This window comes from Rhizobium aureum (assembly GCF_030182495.1).
GTDB classification, from domain to species: domain Bacteria; phylum Pseudomonadota; class Alphaproteobacteria; order Rhizobiales; family Rhizobiaceae; genus Rhizobium; species Rhizobium tropici_C.
On record NZ_JAQJCI010000001.1, the window covers coordinates 104,777 to 125,291 of the forward strand.

Genomic DNA, 20,515 nt, shown 5'->3' on the forward strand with positions numbered 1-20,515 from the left:
TGCAAGATGTGCCGTCTCTTGCCAATAAAGACAAACGCCATCTTCAGAGGAACTTGAACATGTCCCGTCCCCCGCTTCCCCCATTCACCAGAGAGAGCGCCATTGAAAAGGTCCGTCTTGCAGAGGATGGCTGGAACAGCCGCGATCCCGCCAAGGTGGCGCTTGCCTATACGCTCGATACGCGCTGGCGTAACCGAGTCGAATTCGCGACGAATCGCGCCGAAGCCGAAGCGTTTCTAACCCGCAAGTGGAACAAGGAGCTCGAGTATCGCCTGATCAAGGAACTTTGGGCTTTCACTGGCAATCGCATTGCCGTCCGCTATGCCTATGAATATCGCGATGATAGTGGCCAGTGGTTCCGCGCCTATGGCAACGAGAATTGGGAATTTGCCGAAGACGGCCTGATGCGGGAACGGCATGCCAGCATTAACGAGCACCCGATCGCCGAAGCCGATCGCAAGTTTCGTTGGCCGCTGGGCCGCCGGCCGGACGACCACCCTGGCCTTAGCGATTTCGGCTTTTAGACGGCTGAGCCAGGAGATAAAAAATGGCCGGCTCGTCAATCGATGCTCGCATAAGGCTTTCAGTAGAACTGGCTGTCACCGGAACCAATGCGAGCAAGCCACTGTTTGCGAAACAAGAAGACGCCGGTCGTGCACTTGGTATGACCGGCGCCGAGATGGACATGGCGCGTCGGGGTTCAAGCTTCGACTTCGAGACGTCGATCGCAATATCCCTTGCATTGAATGCTTGTCAGGAAACGCACCAGCGCGCACTGCGCGCCGGTCTTTCCGAGGAGGCCTGTGCGGAAATAGAGCGCATCTCGCAGGCTTGCCGTTCGCCAATCATGATCCTCTGTTAGAGGCTCTTGAGGCTTTGGTTCCAAGCCCTTAGGGTCCTGGAAACGCAAGTACTTTGGGGGAATGGATGGATCGCTGGCAGGCAATGAGGATCTTTGTGAAGGTCGCCGAAACTGAAAGTTTCGCGGATACCGCACGCCAGATGTTCATGAGCGCACCGGCTGTCACGCGTGCGGTTTCGTCACTCGAAGACCTGATTGGAGCGCGCCTCCTGGTGCGGACCACCCGCTCGGTGAAGATGACCGAAGCGGGGGTTCGCTATTTTGAAGACTGTCGCCGGATCCTTGCCGATATTGCTGAAGCAGAGGCGGCTGCCGGCGGTTCCTACGCGACGCCGACGGGGACTCTCTCGATAACCGCGTCCGCGCTATTCGGGCAGATGTACGTTCTTCCGGTCGTGACGGATTACCTCAATACCTATCCGACGATGAAGGCAAAGACACTTTTCATCGACCGGCCGGTCAACATTGTCGAGGAAGGCATCGACGTCGCTGTGCGCATCGGCCATCTCCCCGACTCTAATCTTTCTGCCGTGAAGGTTGGTACGGTCCGTCGAGTCATGTGTGGTTCGCCAAAATATTTCGAGCGCTTTGGTGTTCCGAAATCGCCAGCCGATCTCAAAGACCACCGTATCGCGGCTTCCACGGCAGCCTGGGCTTCACCAGAGTGGAAGTTTGGCGACGATCTGCGAGTATCCGTGGATGCGGCTTTACAATGCAACACCAACGAAGCAGCGATCCAGTCGGCACGCGAGGGGTGGGGTCTGACAAGAGTGCTCAACTACCAGATCGGCCCAGCTCTCGTTGCTGGAGAGCTGCAGATCATCCTCAGCGAATTCGAGGAACCGCCTTTGCCCATACACATCCTCCATCCGGAGGGTCGGCAGGCTCCAGCAAAGGTGCGCGCCTTCGTCGATATGGCTGCGGTAAGGCTGCGCGAGAACCGCCTTCTCAATTAGTCGCCTAAGCCTGTCGCGTTCATATCACCAGACGCAATAATCCCTTGTCGAATACGAACATTCTCCTTCTACGCCGAAAAAGTGATGTTGGCTGCAGGCAACAAGCCGCCCACAACCACTCCTGAGGAGAACCACAATGTCTCGCACTCTTGCCGCCCTGCTTCTCGCATCCGCCAGCATCTTTGTTACCGCCCCTGCAAGCGTAGTCTTCGCGGAAACGCCGGCGATCGCCCAGCAGGCATCTGCGACGATTCACTATCGCTCCGCGAAAATAGACGGTGTCAACGTCTTCTATCGCGAAGCCGGACCGGCCGACGGCCCGGTCGTCGTCCTGCTTCACGGCTTCCCCACATCGTCGCACATGTTCCGCAACCTGATCCCGCTGCTCGCTGACCGTTACCGCGTCATCGCCCCTGACTATCCGGGCTTCGGTCAGAGCGATGCGCCCGATCACACCAAGTTCGAGTATTCCTTCGGCCACTATGCCGATATCGTCGACACGCTGCTGACCAAGCTCGGCGCTACCAAATATTCGGTGTATCTCATGGATTATGGCGCACCCGTTGGCTACCGGCTAGCGCTCAAGCACCCGGATCGCGTCACCGGAATGATCGTTCAGAACGGCAATGCCTATGACGAAGGCATCCGGGATTTCTGGAACCCGATCCGCGCCTACTGGAAGTCGGGGGCGAAGAAGGATCGGGAAGCGCTCTCGGTGCTCGTCGCGCCGGAGACGACCAAGTTTCAATATACCGATGGCGTCAAGGACCTGACGCGGATCAGCCCCGACAACTGGGTCCACGACCAGGCGCTGCTCGACCGGCCAGGCAATAAGGATATCCAGCTCGACCTGTTCTACGATTACCGCACCAACCTGCCGCTATATCCGCAGTTCCAGGCATTCTTCCGCGACCGTAAGCCGCCGACGCTGATCGTCTGGGGCAAGAACGACAAGATCTTCCCGGAGGAGGGCGCGCATCCCTATCTTCACGATCTTCCCGAAGCGGAGTTCCATCTCCTGGATACGGGCCACTTTGCGCTGGAAGACAAGCTGGACGAGATGGCTCCGCTGATCAGGAGTTTCCTCGATCGCAAGGTTGCAAAATGAAAGCGGAGTGAGGCTCCCGCACCGGCTGGAAACTATTCAGGAAGCCTCCTCCACAAGCCTCTCTCCATGGGGCAACCATTTACTCCGATCGCCTGCCGCATCTCTCCTCCCGCGGCAGGCATTTTTAGATGGAAATGTTGGTCATCATTACCGTCGGCTCTCGTTTGGCAATCGCAGGCACAGGTCGTCGGTTCAAAACCCATCAAGAGCAAAAGTAAATCACACGCCAGCTTTCGGCGTTAAAACCGAAATCAAATGCGGCAGGAGTTATCTTTCGCCGGGAACAGAAGTTCCATCGGATAAGGAAGGGCGAGTTTCGGCATTTCCTTTAAGGAAGTGTATTTGAGGCTGACGGTCTCAGGATCGGCGAAACCGGCCGGCTCGCCGTTTGTTAAGCATTCAAAAAGGACTACCAAATACTCGACCCGATCTCCGTTCGGATATTCATATCGGAAATCCTTGCCACCAAATACCGCCAGAATTTCTGAGCGGGTGACTGTCAGCCCGGTCTCCTCCAGGACTTCGCGGGCTACAGCTTGTTGCGGTGTCTCACCCGGCTCGATAGCACCGGCAGGAAGGCTCCACCCTTCACCGCGACCTTTGCGTTGGAGAAGCAGCCGTCCTTCGGCGTCGGAAATCACGGCCGCAACGCTCGGCAGCATAATGAGGTCGTGACCGATCTTTGCGCGAAGGGATTTGATATAGTTCAAAGGCCTGATCATCCGATATCGAGGTTGCTGGACCCATGCATAGCCCAAAGCGATTAGCAGCTACAATGACCAGTCTTGGCGCTTCGACGTGAAACGTCGGCAGCACCCACAGTTTCAAGCCTTCACGGTCGCTTAGGCTTGCTCTGTCTCCAGTGCGATTTTGACCGAGAAAGTTAGCTCTGTTAGCTGTCGGCTGTGCGGGATTGCGGTTCCGACGCGGCTTCGAGCGGATCAGGGCATAAATTGGCGAAGGAGCGGCTTTGGTTTCGGTGGCTTCGTCATCCCTGGCTTCAGCACAAAAGCCTAAGAACATTCGCGTTCTTCTTCCGTCCCGCTATCTCGCCTGAGTCAGGCAGCATCGGGTGACCTGTCGAAATTTCCAAGCGGCCTCCAAGATGCAGCGACTTTACGCAAGATCACGACAGTTTGAGCAAAACGCCGTGAGACGGCTGCCGATGACTGCATATTTGCTCTTCCACAAGACAGGCCTGACTTTGACCAGCACATATCAATAGCGTCCCGTATAGTCAGGCGCCCTGTCTGCTCTGGCTCGAATTAAGGAGGAAATCCATGTCCGCCTACCTCGTCGTCGACCTTGAGATCTACGATATGAAGTCAATTGAAGAGTACCGAAACAAGGCGCTGCCCCTTGTATCGAAACTAGGGGGCCGACTGATCGCCCTTGATAGCGCACCACTTGAACTGGAAGATTGGCAAAGCACGAACATGCTGATTATCGAGTTTCCCGACAAAGACGCGATCCGTAAGCTGTTCGAGTCGCCAGATTATCTCCCGCTAGCTGCCCAGCGTCAAGCGGCGGCCAAGTCGAGAATCATAGCAATCGACGGCGTATGATCTCTTTAGGAATGGAGGTGCCGCTTTATGGCTGAACTGACCAACGTAGCGTTCTTCAAAGCGAAACATGGCAGGTCTAAGGCTCTCGGAACCGCCCTTTTAGCGCTGGTGTCCCCTACGCAAAGAGAGGCAGGAAATCTTCGATACGAGATTTACCAGTCGAAAGACGCGCCCGACGAGTGGATTGTGGTGGAAGACTGGCGCCATCATTCAGACTTCGACGAGCACATGAAGACTACCTATGTGCGCGAATTCTTGACGAAAGCAGCCGATCTGTGTGTGAACGAGATTGAGATCCAGAAATTTCAGCGGCGCTTTCCAGCGAATGGATGAAGACGTGCGAGTGCAAACACATTTACAGTGTGTTCATTAATTGCTGCCTCATAAACGATGGAGCAGTCGCATTCATCATCACCTCGTCCGAGCGCGCAAAGGATATGCGCACTACACCTGTGTTTATCAGGGGAGCCGCGCAAGCTTCGCAATTTAAAGGAAGCAGCCTGCCGCCTCAGGACTACTGGTTCGAGCCGATGCAGAAGGTCGCCAAAGAGATTTACGCTAAGTCAGAAGTGACACGAGCCGATCTCGACGGTCTCATGATTTATGACAACTTCACGCCCACTGTTCTGTTCTCTTTAGAAGGATTTGGGTTTTGCCCGGTTGGTGAGAGTGGGAACTGGGTCGATGAAGGGCACCTCAGACTAGGTTCAGACTATCCAGCGAATACAAGTGGCGGTCATTTGTCAGACGCCTACCTACAGGGATGGGGTCTAAATCTCGAAGCCGTAAGACAGATAAGAGGAGAGTGCGGAGCTCGGCAGATCAAGAATGCCAACTTCATCCAGTACATGGCCGCGTCTCCGATTGTGACCTCGGTAATCTATGGAAGGGAAGAGGCATGAGCCAATTTCCACCTCCACCAGATGACCCGCTGAACCGGCCTCACTGGGAGGCCGCAGCCTCAGGCAAGCTGATGGTCCAAAGGTGCAGCACTTGCAGAGACACCCGTTTCCCTGCTGTCAAAATCTGCCCAAGCTGTCATTCTGATCAGTCAACATGGATCGAGTGCAGCGGCGAAGGCACCCTCGAGAGCTTCTGCGTCTTCCATAAGGCCTACTGGCCCGGCCTCGAGGAACGTCTTCCTTACACGGTATTGCAGGTTTCACTGCCTGAGGGCCCTACTTTGATAAGCAACTTGGCTGGACTAACCGATCGCGAACCTCGGATAGGCGCGACAGTTGAAGCCGTGTTCGAAAAGATCGCGGAAGATCTCGTCGTCGTGCGCTTCGCCGAAAAGACGGAGCAATAGGAAACATCATGATCGAGCGCACGTTTCTTTTTGTCCCAGGGGACCGTCCAGAAAAGTTTACGAAGGCCATGGATTCAGGTGCCGATGTGACGATCATCGACCTGGAGGATGCCGTGTCGCCGCAACGCAAGTCGCTGGCGCGTCAAGCGATGGCCTCATACCTATCTGAGCCCAAAAGCAAAAAGGTCATCATCCGCGTCAACGGCGGCGATACGCCGTGGTACCATGACGATATCATGGCGGTCAGGACAACGAATATTGTCGGTCTCATGTTACCGAAGACCACAGGGCCGGAGCAAATCGAACGAGTGTTGGAGACCCTGGGGCGTCCACTCGAAATCATACCGCTTGTCGAGACAGCAAAAGGAATAGTTAATTTGCCCGCAATTTCCGATCACCCCGCCGTTCAGCGAATGGCATTCGGGTCGATCGACCTTCAGATGGATATCGGCATCCCTGGGAGCCGGGATGCGTTGCTTTTCGCTAGATCGCAGATCGTCCTTCATTCCAAGGCAAGCGAACTGCTGCCTCCCATCGACGGCGTCACCACAAACTTCAGAGATCCCTCGACTGTCTTGGAAGACTGTAGATATGCGCGCTCACTCGGATTCGGCGGCAAACTATGCATCCATCCCAATCAGATTTCGCCTGCTCGTATGGGTCTTGCTCCTGAGGAGAGCGAAGTAGCATGGGCTGAGGAAGTGCTGAATGCAGTGGCTACCGAAACAGGCGCGGTCTCATTGAATGGGAAGATGATCGACGCCCCCGTCGTTGAGTATGCCAAACGCGTTCTGACGATGACTTGAGCTAGGAGATGCCTTCGAGCTCCCTGACGTCAGGATCTTCCGGATCCCTAAATGCAGACCGCGGCGACGCGGTGAGGTTCGCGCCCAGACTGCGAGAAAGCTCCGAAGTACATTCGAGCAGAATCTTCTTGACGCCTTCCTCGTAGCCTAAGTCCTGTCGAGCGCTAGGCAAAGCCACTCCAATTGACGCTATCGGTTTACCATTCACGTTGAAAACAGGCGCTGCTAGACCGATAATCCCGAGGCGATACTCGTCGCGGACGTCAGCGATCCCCGTTTCGCGTGTGTGCGCAAGCGCCTTCTTGATCGACTCCAACGAGGTATTCGTTAGAGGAGTATATGCCGTTGGCTTGAAGCGCTCGAAAACTCCTTCTTGTTCGTGCTCATCCATGAAGGCCAGTACCGCCCTTCCCACGGCACTGCTAAGCATCGGAAGGTGTTCCCCAAGGTTGAGTGAATGCGAAAGTGGAGACGGTAGCGTTTCCGAACATACCACCACTACTTCATCACCTTTCGGTATCGCCATAGTTGTGTATTCGTTTATGGAAAGAAAGAGTTGATGCACGAAGGGTGATCCCACCCGAACTATGTTCAAGTTCTTGATGTAAGAGTGGGTCAAGAACATGATCTGCGAGCCGATCGAGAAACGGCCTGACTGCTTATCGAGCTGGAGATAGCCTGGTCTTTGGAGATCCCGGAGAAGCTCGGTCAAGCTGCTCTTGGGGATGCCGAGAGCCACGGATATCTCGGCATGCGTGGCGCCGCCCTGACATGTCGCAACAAATTCCATAATCTCGAGCACACGAAGCGCTGATTTGGCCACGTCGAATATCCCTTTGCGAACCTAGTTCGTCTATTAGAACACGAAATGGGCAGAAACAAGTGAGAGCCTGCGGCACACGCGCATCTCAGGTTGCGGGATTCGATAGAACCGGTCCCTGGCATAGCAGTCGACAAAAACAAGCGGGCACCACCTGCAGGCTGCTCGCCGGGCCATCCTCCGTTGGGAACCGGGGCGCAGTCAAAATGCAGGGCGTCAACCGTATCGCGCGATTCCGAGGTCGCTGGCGTCGATATCGGTTTCTTGGCCAGATAGCAGGTCAGCGATGAGTCGAGCGGAGCCCGAGCTCATCGTCCAACCAAGTGTACCGTGGCCAGTGTTTAAAAAGAGGCCGGCGACTTTTGTAGCACCGATCACCGGCGTCCCATCTGGCGTCATTGGTCGAAGTCCAGACCAGAAACTTGCCTTCGACACGTCGCCGCCGGGAAAGAGATCAGTGACGGAATGCTCCAACGTTAGCCGCCGGGGCTCACCGAGGTCGTTCGTATATCCGGATATTTCGGCCATGCCACCGACACGGATGCGGTCGCCCAGCCGCGTGATGGCAATCTTATACGTCTCGTCCATCACGGTCGAGACCGGCGCGCGCGTCTCATCGGTAATCGGAATGGTCAGCGAATATCCCTTGACCGGGTAGACAGGCAGGCGGATGCCATGCGGCCGCACTAGAAGTGGGGAGAAGCTGCCTAAAGCCACGACCACTGCGTCGGCTTCCAATCGGCCATGGGCAGTGATGACGCCTCGAATCCGGGCGTCATCGACATCGAGGCCCCGAACGATACTTCCATAGTTGAAACATACCCCCAACTCTGTGGCTTTGGCGGCCAAGGCGTTACAAAATTTGAAGCAATCCCCGGTCTCGTCTTTCGGCGTCAGAAGGCCGCCGACGATCTTCTCGCGCACATGCTTCAGCGCGGGCTCGACGCGAATACAGCCATCGGGATCAAGCACTTCATAGGGGATGCCGTCGGCCGCCAGCGCCCTGACGTCCTTTTCCGAGGCATCGAGCTGTGCTTCCGTCCGGAACAGCTGCAACGTGCCCCGCATGCGCTCGTCGTAGGCAATGCCGGTTTCCTCGCGCAGCGCGGCAAGCGAGATGCGGCTGTAATCCGCCAGCCGTAACATGCGGCTCTTGTTGATGGCATAGCGCTTCGAGGTGCAATTGGAGAGCATCTTCAGCATCCATGAGATCATGGCTGCATCGGTCTTCGGACGCAGGATCAGCGGCGCATGTTCCATGAACAGCCATTTTAGCGCCTTCATCGGGATGCCGGGGGCCGCCCAAGGCGAGCAATATCCGAAAGAAACCTCGCCGGCATTGGCAAAGCTGGTCTCTAATGCCGGGCCTAGCTGGCGATCAACAACCGTGACCTCGTGGCCGGCCTTGGCAAGCTGGTAGGCCGATGTGACGCCAACAATACCGGCGCCGAGAACGATGACTTTCATTATGGCCTCTAACACAGAGTATAGGGATTAACGGTAGTACCGCTGGTAACGATTGCGCAAACCCGTCAGGATCTCGTAGGAAATCGTCCCTGCATCGCGGGCGAGGTCTTCCAGGGTCTGGTTTGGGCCGAGAACCTCGACAAAACTTCCCAGCGTTAGCCGGCCCTCAGGTAGATCGGTGATGTCGACGGTGATGCTGTCCATAGATACGCGGCCGACCACCGGAAGGCGTATGCCATCGCAATAGACGGCGCCACGGCCGGAAAGGCTGCGCGGCAGGCCGTCGGCATAGCCGGCCGCGATGGTGGCAAGCCGAGCTTCACCTGCTGTGACATAGGTCCCGCCGTAGCCGACCCGCGTGTTTGATGAAACGGTGCGCACCTGCACCACGGCGACATCGAGGCGAACGACCGGCTCCATAGGATTTTTTGCGCCGCCTGTCGCAGCACCCCCATACAGCGCGATGCCAGGGCGCACTAGCATGCCGTGAAACGTTTCGCCGAGGAAGATGCCGCCGGAATTGGCGAAACAGACAGGGAATTGCGCAAATTCACCGGCAATGCGTTGCATCTCAATACGCTGGTCTTCATTCTGGGCGCTGTCGGGATCGTCTGCGGAGGCGAGATGGCTCATGATGAACATCACATCGATTTTACCTTCGATCTGAAGCAATCGAGCAAGCTCTGGCCGATCTTCCGGTGGAACGCCGAGGCGCGACATGCCGGTGTCAAATTGCAGTACGGCAGGTAGTCGGCGGCCGAGTGACTTCCCTGTCTCCGCCCAACGTTGCCATTGTTCCAGCGAATTGATGACCGGGATGATGCCATCGCGCGCACTGGTTTCCTCATTGCCCGGCTGAAGTCCGTTCAAGACGAAAACGGCAGCATTTGCTGGCAGAATCGGTCGCAGGGCCAGGGCCTCGGCGAACTGAGCAACGAAGAAATGGCGGCAACCATGCGCATGCAGTCTACGGGCGACGCGATCCGCGCCTAGCCCGTAGGCGTCTGCCTTCACGACTGCACCTGCCTTCGCCGGCGCTACCTCGGAGGAAAGCCGGGCGTAATTGCGCGCAAGGGCAGCGAGATCAATCGATAGAATACCCGAGCTTCCAATATCGTCTGCGCGGTCGCTGGGTAATTGACGTGATACCTGGCCCATTTCGCCCCTCCAATTAAATTGGGAGGATAGTGAAATAATCGTAGAATTTCCGACGGAGGAATGCTTGATAGTTGCGCACTACTCAGTTTTTCGGACGAACGAAGCAAAATTTAGAATGATCTGCAATGACGGCTCTTGATGCAATTGATCGGAATATCCTGCGTTTCCTGCGGTTGGATGCGCGAAGGAGCAATGCCAGTCTGGCGGCTGAGGTCGGATTATCTCCATCTGCATGCCTGCGGCGGATCAAATTGATGGAAAAGGCCGGTATCATTCGTGGCTATACGGCGCTCATCAATGCAGGAAACGACGAAGCGGTCATCGCGGTGATAATCAACATCACGCTTGAGCGGCAAACCGAGGATCATCTTGACCGCTTTGAAGCGGCGGTGCGCAAACATCCGGAAATTTGCGAATGTTTCTTGATGACCGGTGGATCAGACTACCTGCTACGAGTGGAGGTCGCAAACGCGCGAGAATTTGAGAGCATCCACAAGGACATTCTCTCCAAGTTGCCGGGTGTATTGCGCATACACTCCAGCTTCTCGATCCGAAATGTTTTAGCCACCCGTAAACAAAAAGCTGGCAGGCTCCGACCGGTCGTCATGGATTAGATCCAACCATCTCAGGAAGCAAGGCTCCGCTGCTACTCTTGTGAACGCGAAATTGAAGCGCGTTGTCGCTCTTGCTTGCTAAAAGAAGTCATCCGCCAGATCTTTCTAGGTAAGAAAGACACATCATTATCAATTGTGATCGAATACCAGCCTGCTGGTCTTCGGGGAGCCGCCGCTCGAACACATTTCTGACAGTGCCAAAGATTACGGACAGCAGGCTAACATTCACCAGTTCCAGATTGGCGTAATTCGCACCTGGCGCAGTCTCTAGCATGGCGATAGTGGCCGCATCCATTCTCTTGGCGAAAGCGTCGATCAGCGCCTCGTTATCGAGTTCGACGGCAGAACTGTAGAGAACCCGCGTCACGTCGCTTCGCTCTGTTTTGGCTTGCCAATAAGCGTTGATAAGAGCTTCGACCATCTTGCTGGTTGGATGACCGTGTTGATCTCGACAGACTTTTTCAACACGCTCCGCCAGGAGATCAAGATATCGCGCGTTGAGGGCATAAAGCAGCGCCTGCTTGTGCGGAAAGTACTGATACATCGTGCCGACTGATACGCCCGCGCGTTCTGCCACACGTGTGGTGGTCAACCGTTGAGTTCCTTCAGCAATCAAAACCTGAATAGTCGCCTCGAAAATAGCTTCGAGTGTCGTCTTCGATCGCGTCTGACGCGGCCTTTTCCGGGGGGTCAGGTGTCTAGGGGGCGCTGCGTCCATATGCGAATCCAAAATACGAAGGTTCCTTCATATAATACTAGCCGGCTCTAGCCAACATAGAAAGGAAACTCAATGGAAAGTGCCGGACGGATTGCGCTCGTAACAGGCGCGAACAAAGGAATTGGATTCGAAATTGCTCGACAGATCGCCCAGACCGGGGTTTTCGTGCTGCTTGGCGCCCGCAATTTAGAGCTAGGTCAGGTCGCAGCCAAGAGCCTTCAACCCTCAGGCCTTCCGGTGGAAGCCATCAGGGTTGACCTCAACAACGACGAGACAATCGCAGCAGCAGCAAAAGAGATCCATACAAAGTACGGACGACTCGACATCCTGGTCAACAACGCCGGAATCGTCGATCCGGAGGATGGCCCTCCCTCCAAGGCCTCGATTTCGGCCGTGCGCCGGATCATGGAGACCAATTTCATCGGCACCCTCGCCGTTACGCAAGCCATGCTCCCATTGTTACGCAAATCGGAAGCTGCGCGCATCGTCAATCTGTCTACTACATTGGGGTCGCTCGCGATCAACAATGATCCAACATCCCCCTATTACGAGGCACGGCTAATGGGATACAACGCCTCAAAGGCAGCGCTGAACATGTTGACTGTGCAACTCTCTGCTGAGTTGAAAGGCACTTCGATCGCGGTGAACGCAATCGCGCCCGGTTACGTTAAGACAGACCTGACGGGTGGAAACGGATACATGACGCCTGATGAAGGCGCGCGGTTACCTGTTGCGTATGCGCTTGGGCACAATGATGTTGAAGGTACCGGGCGCTTCGTTGCACCTGAAGGCATCATTCCATGGTAAGCCATTAAAGATGGCTGCCCTCATCAGGATGTCTGAAAAGGAGCCAATCAAACGGCCACCTTCAGCCCCCCGTTGCGACGGACGTGGCTCTCCACCTCCGCGATGAGCGTATCAAGGGGCGCGTTGCGTGTCTTTTTTGCTCGGCGGACTACGTAAGCAAGGTCTGGAGGCTGTGGGAGACGGTCCTTAACCGTCTCCATGTCAGTCTGGAGGTGGCGCTCGCTCAAGAGCGCCACCCCTAAGCCCGCCGCGACAGCGCTCCTGATACCCGCAGCACTCGCACATTCAAAGACCGTTTCCAACTCGAGGCCGCCGTCCTGGCCGATGTCTAGCGCCCATTGCCGGTAGAAACACTCCTCGTCGAAAGATAGAAAGGGCAGGGGGCCACTCGCCGGTAACGGCAGAGCCGCGCGCTTGACCCAAAATAGTTTCTCTCGAAACAGGATAACGTCAGTCGGCCGAACCTCGTGCATGAAGACCTGCACGATCGCCGCGTCGAGCTCGCCGCGCTCCAGCATAGCGCGTAACACCAAACTCATGCGCACCTTTGTTCGGACGGAAACTTCGGGATGGAGCCGGTGAAACCTTCCCAAGATATGCGAAAGATCTGTGCAGGTAGTGTCCTCAGTAAAACCAAGCGCAATGCGGCCGGCAAGCGGCGTTTTCACCAGGCTCACGAGCGCCTCGTCATGGAGGCTGATGATGCGTTCAGCGTAGTCCAGCAAATCCTTTCCGGCGGCGGTGAAGACAGGTGCCCCGACGGTCCGGTTCAATAGGTCGCAACCGAGGCTGGTTTCGAGTCGCTTGATCTTGTGACTCACTGCCGGCTGCGATAGGCCGAGTGCATCGGCCGCGCGGGTAATACCCCCGTGCTGACGTATAGCGGTCAGGGCGCGCAGGGCATCGACCTCCAGTCGCTGGGTCTTAAGCTCACTCATGCGTCTTCATGTCCTTCCTGTAAAGATGTACCAGATGTATCCCAATGCGGGTCAATTACTTAATACTCGAATGAGGTGTCATGACCCTATCGAAATTTGTCATGTGACGTTTCTGGGTAGATCCCGTATCGGAGGTAAGCTCTGGGCTGCCGGGACGACGGATGACTATACAAAATTCTTCAAAACTTTCTGCAAAACCTCACCCTTGGCTTTGGCCCGTCATGGCGACGTTCTTAGTTGTGGGGTGGAGTTCTGGTTTTGTCGGGATCCGATATGCGAGTGAGGGCACGAACGTACTGCTCGTGCTGTTCTGGCGCACACTCTTGTCAGGGCTGATTTTGCTGCCCTTTGCACTCGCGTTTGGACCACGGTTGCAGATCGGCGCCGTTGCAGAGCAGATGCTATTTGGCGTGATGTCGGTCTTTCTCTATCTCGGCGGCTTCGCTCTTGCCATAGAACAGCGGGTACCGACGGGGCTAGTTGCGCTCATTTCCGATCTCTTGCCGCTTGCAATTGCAATTATGTCGCGACCTCTGCTCGGTGAAGTAGTGACCCGCCGGCAGTGGCTAGGGACGGCGATCGCCATAGTGGGCGTTCTCGTTGTTTCAATTGATAGCCTGAGTTTAGGTGAGGCTCCGTTCTGGGCCTACGGCCTTACCGTCGGATCGATGCTCGTCTTTGCGTTCGCCTCGGTGCTACACAAGCGGCGCCCGGCTTTGCGAATGCCAATGCACCAGAGCCTGTGTATCCACACCCTAACCGGCGCAGTTCTTTTCGGTGTCTGTGCGGCATTCCAGGGGAGCCTTGCTCCACCGCTGACCAAAGATTTTGCCATCGGCATGGTGTGGCTGATTCTGATCGCGACTTTCGCAACCTACTCGGTCTACTACACCAGCCTACGGCTGTTTCCGGTGGCAAGCGTCAGCGCCGCAATCTATCTTAGTCCGCCCGTCACCATGCTGTGGGCATGGGCGCTATTTTCCGAACCTTTGACACCGATCATGTTCATAGGACTTGCGGTGACTCTTTTAGGGGTCTGGATGACATCGCGTGCAGCAACAACGTCGGTCAATTCGAGCGATTGCAAGAACGAATTGTCTCGGCGAGCGGCACGCTAGCGCCTGTATTTGTCAGTATTTTTGGGTAGATGACTAGACGCACGCAGTTCATCGAATGATATGTGCCTCACAGGAGGACCGAGGCGATGTACGCTGAGACATTTTTGGCATGTGGATCTGCCGCTGGTGGCTTCATAAAAGCGCTGCACCGCTCACAGTCGTCACGGCCGAATATCATACCTCTGAACGTCAGACTGATCCGAAAGCAACTTCCGCGACATTCCCGATCGGCGGGGAACTGCGCTGAGATGTTGGAAGCGGTGATGGCGCGATGGAATACGCTCGGTCGGGTCGTGTTCTTCGTCGACCCGGACCCCAACAGCCAACTCCTGCTGGTGCGGCTGCTGGCGCAATTACACTCCATCCAGGCCGAACACCGAAACCTCGTTCTCATGCATCGAGGCGAACCCTGGGGAGAGATGGACCCCGGTGAAACAGCAATGGAAACGCTAATTGAAGATCGGGTGGAAGCCGCACATCTTGAGGCGGCCTCCATCGTCTGGGCGGCATACGAGGCTCCAACACCGGAGGCATGGCCTGCAATAAGTTCGCGTTGGGGCGAAGGCCTCTTTCCCTTCCTGCCGGCCGCTGGTAACGCTCTGCTAGAGGATTTGCCCAGCAGCGATAGCGGCCTGGGCTCAAGCGAGAGGCTAGTGCTAAGCACGATCGGGAAAGACGGAGCGACAGTCCGAGATGTGCTAAGGGCACTCCACGTACGCCAAGCGAATTTTCTTGATGCCCTTCAGATTGAGGCTTTGCTCCGTGATCTTGCAGGTGGACCGCGCCCAGTCCTAGCATCCTCTGACGGGTCGATAGATCCGCTGTCCTTCGAGCGGGGGGACCGCCATATTGTACTGACCGATCTGGGGCTTCAGGTCCTTAAGGGGACCATCGATATGATAGAGGCCCATGGTATAGATCGATGGTGGGGCGGTACCCACCTGACCCGCACCGAATGTTGGCGATGGGACAGTGAGGCGAAGAGACTGCTAAAAACGGCGCCTGTCTCCGTGATAACCTAGCATGAACGGCAACTACCTGAGCAAGGCAGCCGTCTCGGTGAAGGCCGATTAAACCGCCACACCAGACTGTTGGATCAAACCGTAGGCCCTCGCACGCTTGCCTTCAGGATAAGAGGGTGTTGCAGCGCTCGATCGCTCGGTGAAGGCATCATACCAATTACGCAGGTTTACACATTCAGGCGGAATGGGCACACCGTAAAAATTGTCGGCGTACTCCAGGGTCGCCATGGCGACACAGTCTGCTATCGTAACCTGCTTGCCGGCAATGAATGGAGTATTGCCCAACATTCGCTCAACCAATCGAAGTTGGTCAAAATACCGTTTCGAACAGAGTTGGGCCACGTCTTTGCTTGTCGGCACCATGCCGTGGCCGAGTTGGCTCCCGTGCCGTGCCCAGAGACCAAAGAATGTGAGAGCCTCGTCGAAGACATGCACGACCTGGCGTGTTACCGCTCTCGCTTGCGCAGTGCTACCACGCATGTCTGGCACGGCATAGGTGTCTTCGAGATATTCAAGGATCGCAAGCGACTGCCCGATAGTCGTGCCGTCTTCATCAATAAGAATAGGAAGGGATCCCGAAGGGGTAAGTGCTTTGATTTCGGCTGGAGGTATGTTAGCGGGGCGGGCGGGCTCTTTATAGAGAGTCAGGTCAATTCCCGGAGGGTTCTTCTCGCTCAAGTAGATATTCAGCCGTTGGGGGTAAGGCCCGAAGGCGAAGTTATGAATCTTGATGGTCATTCTAACCTTCCTTTGCACGCGCCTGCATGCTGGCGTTCATACGTTCGTCATGACCCAGCCGCGGAAAGAGAGCCCAGCGTAGAATAGCGTTGGGTTGGAAAAACCTGCGTCCTTGAAGCTTGCCACCTCTTCAACAGGTGATAACAGCGGCATCCGATCGGCCATCGCTTTGCTGGACGCTATAACCTGTTCCGTTCTTGAACCCGAACCTCTGGCGAAAGCGACGGACCGGGCTAGCCAAGTCTGCGCATCTTCCCCGGGTGCAGTGTGATGTGCAACGATGAGGGAACTGCCGGGGCTTAAGCGGTGTCGAATGTCTCTCAGTATCTGCAACCGTTCGCTTATGCCGAGAAAGTGGAGAGTAAGAAAGCAAGTTGCACCGTCGAAAGGCCCGTTCGGTGCTCGGTCGACTGTGCCGAGCAGATATTCAACCCGATCGGCATAAAGTGAGGTAGTTCGTCGAGCAATATCTAACATGGGGGGTGACGGATCAACACCCAGGAACCTCCAGTCGGGCCGCAGTTGGGCCATTGCCTTGATTTCCATCCCGCCTCCCGCTCCGACCACGAGAATGTAAGCTGGACTCGCCGCTTGCTCTTCGAGCAGCACGGTGGCCATCTTGTGCAAATCCGCCAAGCCCGGAACCTTCAGCGGGGTGTCGTCAACATAGGATGCAACGGCCGCAGCATCCATGAAGGTTGTTCTGATCTCTTTCACTTCAAATCTCCCAAACTAAGAAATGTGAATATCAAACGCACCATCACACTGTCGGCCCACTGGATGGAAATATTTAGCTCGTCAGGGCTGAACCGACGAGGACCTCAGGTCGAAGCGGGCGAGCATCGGGCTCTCGGCTACGAACAAATCGTTGGAGCTGAACAATTCCATAACCTTTCATGTATCAGTTGAAGATACATAACACGACAAGGGTCATGAATCTAGAACTGATACATGATTTTTTCGCAGCCCGTCCGCGTTGCGTTTGACTGCGACAGACGCCATCAAATATGATTAGGGATGAACAAGGATACGAGACTTTCTGACGTCCTACACGTCCTCTTGCATATGGCTCAGGTTGAGCAGCCTTTGACCTCCGAAGTCTTAGCCAAGACAATGGGTACCAACGCTGCTGTTTTCCGCAGGACCATGGCAGGGTTGCGGAAAGCTGGCTACGTGCAGTCGGGCAAGGGGCACGGTGGAGGCTGGCAATTGGCACAATCGCTTGAGCAGATAACGCTGCTCGCGATATATGAGGCGCTTGGTCGCCCCACGCTTTTCGCTATCGGAAATCGTAGCGGACAGCCAAACTGCACAATTGAAAAGAACGTGAACGCGGCGCTCTCAAACGCTATGATCCAAGCACAGTCCCTGCTTTTGGAACGTTTTGGAGAGGTCACTTTAGATCAATTGTTTCCGGTGAATTCCAAAATCGCGCCAGAAGGGCACTTCCGTGACTAGTTGCTTCCGAAGCCGCGCCGACGTCCAACACGCGGCCTCATGAAGGTCTTCTGCCCTATAGGTCATGCACTCGCTGTCGGCCGAACGACGATTTCGCTGGTGTCGACATCCGACGGCTGACTGATGACGTGAACGATTGCGTCAGCAATAGCCTCCGGTTTCAACGCGATCTGGCGATACGATTCCATCGCTTTCGCTGCAATGGGATCAGTGATGGTAGCTGCGAGTTCTGACTCGACAACGCCCGGATAAACGCACGTCACGCGAATCTTTTCATTTTCCTGGCGTAGCCCATCCGAAATGGCGCGCACAGCGTATTTTGTTGCGCAATAGACAGCCGCAGTCGGAGATACGGCGAGCCCGCCAATGGACGAGACGTTGATGATTTGCCCGGACTGTTGCTGGTTCATTGTCGGGAGGACAGCTGCGATGCCGTGGAGAACACCCCGTATATTGACGTCGATCATCTGATCCCATTCGTCCACCTTCAAAGATGCCATCGGAGATAGTGGCATGATGCCGGCATTATTGACGATAACGTCGATCCGCCCAAACGCGTCGAGCGCCGCATTCGCAAACGCTTGAACGTCGTCACGGGATGTGACATCGACTTTCTGGTAGATTGCCTTCCCCCCAAAAGCGTTGATCTCATCAGCGAGCTCTTTGAGGCGGTCCGCCCGCCGCGCTCCAAGGACGACAGTGGCTCCGGCTCGAGCCACCGAACGAGCCACGGCTTCGCCGATCCCGCTGCTCGCGCCGGTGATCAAAACAATTTTGTCTTCGATACGATTCATGAAATGGTCCTCACTTCATTCGCCAAACCGAAACATTGGGTCTGGTACGCGGTTGCTGCTTCTTGCATAGTGGTCAAGGGAGGTGACGCCACTTGACCATTCGGTCCTTGAGATCGAGCGTGCCGTTGTCGACGACAAACGTGCCGTCGCCGCGGTGGTGCAACGTCCGACGTTCCTTGCGCTGTTCATTGATCCAGATGTTCTTGGCCTCAAGGATGAAGAGGTTGTAGGTCTCGCAGAGCCTGTCATCGACAACGCGGCACTCGATGTTTGCCAGGCAGTCACTGAGAAGGGGTGCGGAAACATCCCGGGCGGGTTTGGTCTTTAGGCCAAACCGCTCGAATTTATCCACCTGGTCCCCGGAGCAGTTTCCCACGTCCACAACAGTCTCAGCGAGATCCAATCCAGGAACGGCGATGACACATTCTCCAGTGTTCCGGAGTGCCTGATAACTATGATCCCAAGGCCCAATCACGCAGCCAATCAGCGGCGGTTCGTGCTGGATCATCATGTGAAAGCCCATCGTCATGACGTTCGGCTTCCCTTTGTCGCTCGTTGACACCATAACGATAGGACCAGGCTCAAGTAGACGATAAGCTTGGGACGGGGGCAAATGTTTCATAATACTCTCCTTTGTAGGGCCCCTGCGAATCGCGGGGGCCCTTGGGGTCGGCTTGTTACCAACCCTGTTCAACCGGCAGTACAAAGAGTTCGGCTACGTCGACATGCGATGGAGCTTGGGCGGCGAATACGATCGTGTCGCCAATGTCCTCGCCCTGCAAGAAAGTCATCTGGCCGGCGAGATCATCCATCTGCTGACGATAGCCAGGATCAGTAATGTGGTCATAGAGCTCCGTGGCGACAGCACCCGGCTGAATGCAGGTAACCCGGATGTTATGCTTCGGTCCGACCTCCATCCGTAAGCCGTCCGAAAAAGCCGCAACTGCATGCTTGGTAGCGCAGTAAACGGAGAGGCCCTTGAAGACCTTGCGGCCGGCAATCGAAGACATATTAAAGATATGACCGGAGTGCTGCTTGATCATCTGCGGAAGAACCGCAGCCGTGGTATTGAAGAGACCTTTGACGTTTACGTCCACCATGCGGTGCCACTCGTCAACCTTGAACTGATCGATATCGGAGAGCGGCATTAGACCCGCGTTATTCACCAAAATGTCGATCGCGCCAAAGCTATCAATGAGTTTCTTAGTGCCGGCTTCGACGGAAGCTGGATCGACTACATCCATCTCGATGACGATGGCTTCGCCACCATTGGCCTCGATCCGCTTCTTGATATCTTCGAGCTTCTCAGTGCGACGAGCGGCAAGTCCAATCTTGGCTCCTGCTTCGGCGAGCTTTACTGCGGTTGCCGCACCGATACCGCTCGAGGCTCCAGTCACCAGAGCGATTTTTCCGCTGAGATTAGTCATGTCTTCACTCCTTGTTTTGGGCCACCTGTTCAGGCGGCGGTTTGTGTTGACAAGGACAAATTTGGGATTTGCGCGTGGCGTTTCTCTCGTGCTTTTGCGCCATCTGTTGTGATTTTGCTCGAAAATACCCAATCGGGAAAAGACGAAGTGGGCTCGAAAACGCAATGAGGGCTGAAAGAACGCGAGGAAACGACGGCGAGAACACGGGGTACTCAATGAATTTGCCCAAGGAGATAATCCGGTCGAGAAACCCCTCTCGGTCTAAGGAATGCGGGCGATCACCTTTATCTCGAAGTCGAACCCGGCCAGCCAAGTTACACCGATTGCAGTCCAGTTCGGATAGGGTGGTTTCGGAAAAATTTCGCTCTTAATTGGCATGATTGTCTCAAACTGGTTTTCCGGATCCGTGTGGAATGTCGTGACGTCGACGATGTCTTGGAAGGTACAGCCGCCGGCGATAAGCGTTGCCTCCAGATTGGAGAATGCCAACCGGACTTGCGCGGCAAAATCAGGCTCCGGTGACCCATCAGGCCGGCTCCCTACCTGGCCGGAAACAAATAGCAGATCACGGGAAGCAATCGCGGCCGAATAGCCGTGCGCTTCGTAGAGAGCATGGCGATTGGACGGAAAAATAGCCTCTCTTTTGGTCATCGTTTTCACTCCTTGCTTGTTGGCCGCGTGCGCTGTTGCGCTCGCGTTTGCAAGATAGAAAGCTAGGAGATGCCGGACGCGATTCTCACGCGGTCTTGCTGGACCTGTTGAGATATTGCTGTTTTCGCTATCGTCAGGAAGCATTCCAAGCGGCTCTCGTGGCGACGCGCCCGGTACCC

The 20,515-nt window shown here is 55.7% G+C and carries 26 protein-coding genes; 14 read left to right on the forward strand and 12 right to left on the reverse strand.

From position 1 onward, the window contains the following. Positions 1-59 precede the first annotated feature (59 nt). From PH552_RS00505 to PH552_RS00520, 4 genes are all read left to right on the forward strand, one after another. Complete coding sequence (locus PH552_RS00505) at positions 60-524, forward strand: nuclear transport factor 2 family protein (RefSeq protein ID WP_113251630.1); 465 nt, start codon at positions 60-62, stop codon at positions 522-524. Positions 525-547: 23 nt separating this feature from the next. Next, positions 548-862 carry a hypothetical protein gene (locus PH552_RS00510; RefSeq protein WP_285165326.1) on the forward strand — a complete coding sequence of 105 codons (315 nt, stop codon included), beginning with the start codon at positions 548-550 and terminating at the stop codon, positions 860-862. 65 nt (positions 863-927) lie between these two features. Beyond that, entirely contained in the window at positions 928-1,818 is an 891-nt protein-coding gene (locus PH552_RS00515) for a LysR family transcriptional regulator (protein ID WP_113251632.1), read from the forward strand. A gap of 136 nt (positions 1,819-1,954) precedes the next feature. Next, a complete protein-coding gene (locus tag PH552_RS00520; RefSeq protein WP_113251633.1) occupies positions 1,955-2,926 on the forward strand; it encodes an alpha/beta fold hydrolase in 972 nt (323 codons plus the stop codon). Between the two features lie 251 nt (positions 2,927-3,177). Here the strand turns inward: PH552_RS00520 and PH552_RS00525 are convergent, their stop codons facing one another. Then, the gene (locus tag PH552_RS00525; protein WP_285165327.1) at positions 3,178-3,636 is read right to left on the reverse strand and encodes an NUDIX domain-containing protein; all 459 of its coding nucleotides are present in this window, start codon (positions 3,634-3,636) and stop codon (positions 3,178-3,180) included. 570 nt (positions 3,637-4,206) lie between these two features. Between PH552_RS00525 and PH552_RS00530 the strand changes: the two genes are divergently transcribed. From PH552_RS00530 to PH552_RS00550, 5 genes are all read left to right on the forward strand, one after another. Continuing rightward, complete coding sequence (locus PH552_RS00530; RefSeq protein ID WP_113251635.1) at positions 4,207-4,491, forward strand: DUF1330 domain-containing protein; 285 nt, start codon at positions 4,207-4,209, stop codon at positions 4,489-4,491. Positions 4,492-4,518: 27 nt separating this feature from the next. After that, the gene (locus PH552_RS00535; protein ID WP_113251636.1) at positions 4,519-4,824 is read left to right on the forward strand and encodes a putative quinol monooxygenase; all 306 of its coding nucleotides are present in this window, start codon (positions 4,519-4,521) and stop codon (positions 4,822-4,824) included. A 104-nt stretch (positions 4,825-4,928) separates the two neighbouring features. Next, a complete protein-coding gene (locus PH552_RS00540) occupies positions 4,929-5,393 on the forward strand; it encodes a thiolase C-terminal domain-containing protein (RefSeq protein ID WP_285165328.1) in 465 nt (154 codons plus the stop codon). After that, complete coding sequence (locus tag PH552_RS00545) at positions 5,390-5,800, forward strand: Zn-ribbon domain-containing OB-fold protein (protein WP_350223701.1); 411 nt, start codon at positions 5,390-5,392, stop codon at positions 5,798-5,800. Before PH552_RS00540 ends, PH552_RS00545 begins: the two co-directional genes overlap by 4 nt. 8 nt (positions 5,801-5,808) lie before the next feature. Next, a complete protein-coding gene (locus PH552_RS00550; protein WP_285165329.1) occupies positions 5,809-6,606 on the forward strand; it encodes an HpcH/HpaI aldolase/citrate lyase family protein in 798 nt (265 codons plus the stop codon). A 1-nt stretch (position 6,607) separates the two neighbouring features. Here the strand turns inward: PH552_RS00550 and PH552_RS00555 are convergent, their stop codons facing one another. The 3 genes from PH552_RS00555 to alr form a co-directional block, all read right to left on the reverse strand. Beyond that, positions 6,608-7,429: an IclR family transcriptional regulator gene (locus tag PH552_RS00555; RefSeq protein ID WP_285165330.1), complete on the reverse strand. Its 822-nt coding sequence runs from the start codon at positions 7,427-7,429 to the stop codon at positions 6,608-6,610. A 213-nt stretch (positions 7,430-7,642) separates the two neighbouring features. Beyond that, a complete protein-coding gene (locus PH552_RS00560) occupies positions 7,643-8,893 on the reverse strand; it encodes a D-amino acid dehydrogenase (protein ID WP_285165331.1) in 1,251 nt (416 codons plus the stop codon). Between the two features lie 27 nt (positions 8,894-8,920). Then, entirely contained in the window at positions 8,921-10,051 is a 1,131-nt protein-coding gene (gene alr / locus PH552_RS00565) for an alanine racemase (protein ID WP_113249188.1), read from the reverse strand. A gap of 125 nt (positions 10,052-10,176) precedes the next feature. Between alr and PH552_RS00570 the strand changes: the two genes are divergently transcribed. Beyond that, positions 10,177-10,665 carry an Lrp/AsnC family transcriptional regulator gene (locus tag PH552_RS00570; RefSeq protein ID WP_113249189.1) on the forward strand — a complete coding sequence of 163 codons (489 nt, stop codon included), beginning with the start codon at positions 10,177-10,179 and terminating at the stop codon, positions 10,663-10,665. Positions 10,666-10,753: 88 nt separating this feature from the next. Here the strand turns inward: PH552_RS00570 and PH552_RS00575 are convergent, their stop codons facing one another. Then, positions 10,754-11,383: a TetR/AcrR family transcriptional regulator gene (locus PH552_RS00575; RefSeq protein WP_113249190.1), complete on the reverse strand. Its 630-nt coding sequence runs from the start codon at positions 11,381-11,383 to the stop codon at positions 10,754-10,756. A gap of 72 nt (positions 11,384-11,455) precedes the next feature. On the opposite strand from PH552_RS00575, the gene PH552_RS00580 reads away from it, so the two are divergent. Beyond that, complete coding sequence (locus PH552_RS00580; RefSeq protein WP_113249192.1) at positions 11,456-12,190, forward strand: SDR family oxidoreductase; 735 nt, start codon at positions 11,456-11,458, stop codon at positions 12,188-12,190. 47 nt (positions 12,191-12,237) lie between these two features. Here the strand turns inward: PH552_RS00580 and PH552_RS00585 are convergent, their stop codons facing one another. Next, the gene (locus tag PH552_RS00585; protein ID WP_285165332.1) at positions 12,238-13,128 is read right to left on the reverse strand and encodes a LysR family transcriptional regulator; all 891 of its coding nucleotides are present in this window, start codon (positions 13,126-13,128) and stop codon (positions 12,238-12,240) included. Between the two features lie 161 nt (positions 13,129-13,289). Here PH552_RS00585 and PH552_RS00590 point away from each other — a divergent pair, with 161 nt between their 5' ends. Next, positions 13,290-14,246: a DMT family transporter gene (locus tag PH552_RS00590; RefSeq protein ID WP_113249194.1), complete on the forward strand. Its 957-nt coding sequence runs from the start codon at positions 13,290-13,292 to the stop codon at positions 14,244-14,246. 248 nt (positions 14,247-14,494) lie between these two features. Next, a complete protein-coding gene (locus tag PH552_RS00595) occupies positions 14,495-15,268 on the forward strand; it encodes a hypothetical protein (RefSeq protein WP_285165333.1) in 774 nt (257 codons plus the stop codon). 48 nt (positions 15,269-15,316) lie between these two features. Here PH552_RS00595 and PH552_RS00600 read toward each other — a convergent pair whose 3' ends face one another. Beyond that, the gene (locus tag PH552_RS00600) at positions 15,317-16,006 is read right to left on the reverse strand and encodes a glutathione S-transferase family protein (protein WP_113249196.1); all 690 of its coding nucleotides are present in this window, start codon (positions 16,004-16,006) and stop codon (positions 15,317-15,319) included. A gap of 36 nt (positions 16,007-16,042) precedes the next feature. Beyond that, entirely contained in the window at positions 16,043-16,723 is a 681-nt protein-coding gene (locus tag PH552_RS00605) for a class I SAM-dependent methyltransferase (RefSeq protein WP_285165334.1), read from the reverse strand. A gap of 300 nt (positions 16,724-17,023) precedes the next feature. Between PH552_RS00605 and PH552_RS00610 the strand changes: the two genes are divergently transcribed. After that, positions 17,024-17,464: an Rrf2 family transcriptional regulator gene (locus PH552_RS00610; protein ID WP_285165335.1), complete on the forward strand. Its 441-nt coding sequence runs from the start codon at positions 17,024-17,026 to the stop codon at positions 17,462-17,464. A 62-nt stretch (positions 17,465-17,526) separates the two neighbouring features. On the opposite strand, the gene PH552_RS00615 is transcribed toward PH552_RS00610, so the two are convergent. The 4 genes from PH552_RS00615 to PH552_RS00630 form a co-directional block, all read right to left on the reverse strand. Next, the gene (locus PH552_RS00615; RefSeq protein ID WP_113249198.1) at positions 17,527-18,258 is read right to left on the reverse strand and encodes an SDR family oxidoreductase; all 732 of its coding nucleotides are present in this window, start codon (positions 18,256-18,258) and stop codon (positions 17,527-17,529) included. 73 nt (positions 18,259-18,331) lie between these two features. After that, a complete protein-coding gene (locus tag PH552_RS00620) occupies positions 18,332-18,880 on the reverse strand; it encodes a flavin reductase family protein (RefSeq protein ID WP_113249199.1) in 549 nt (182 codons plus the stop codon). Between the two features lie 55 nt (positions 18,881-18,935). Then, a complete protein-coding gene (locus PH552_RS00625) occupies positions 18,936-19,685 on the reverse strand; it encodes an SDR family oxidoreductase (protein WP_113249200.1) in 750 nt (249 codons plus the stop codon). Positions 19,686-19,946: 261 nt separating this feature from the next. Continuing rightward, positions 19,947-20,336 (reverse strand): RidA family protein, encoded by a 390-nt coding sequence (locus tag PH552_RS00630; protein WP_113249202.1) that lies wholly within the window; start codon positions 20,334-20,336, stop codon positions 19,947-19,949. Positions 20,337-20,515 lie beyond the last annotated feature (179 nt).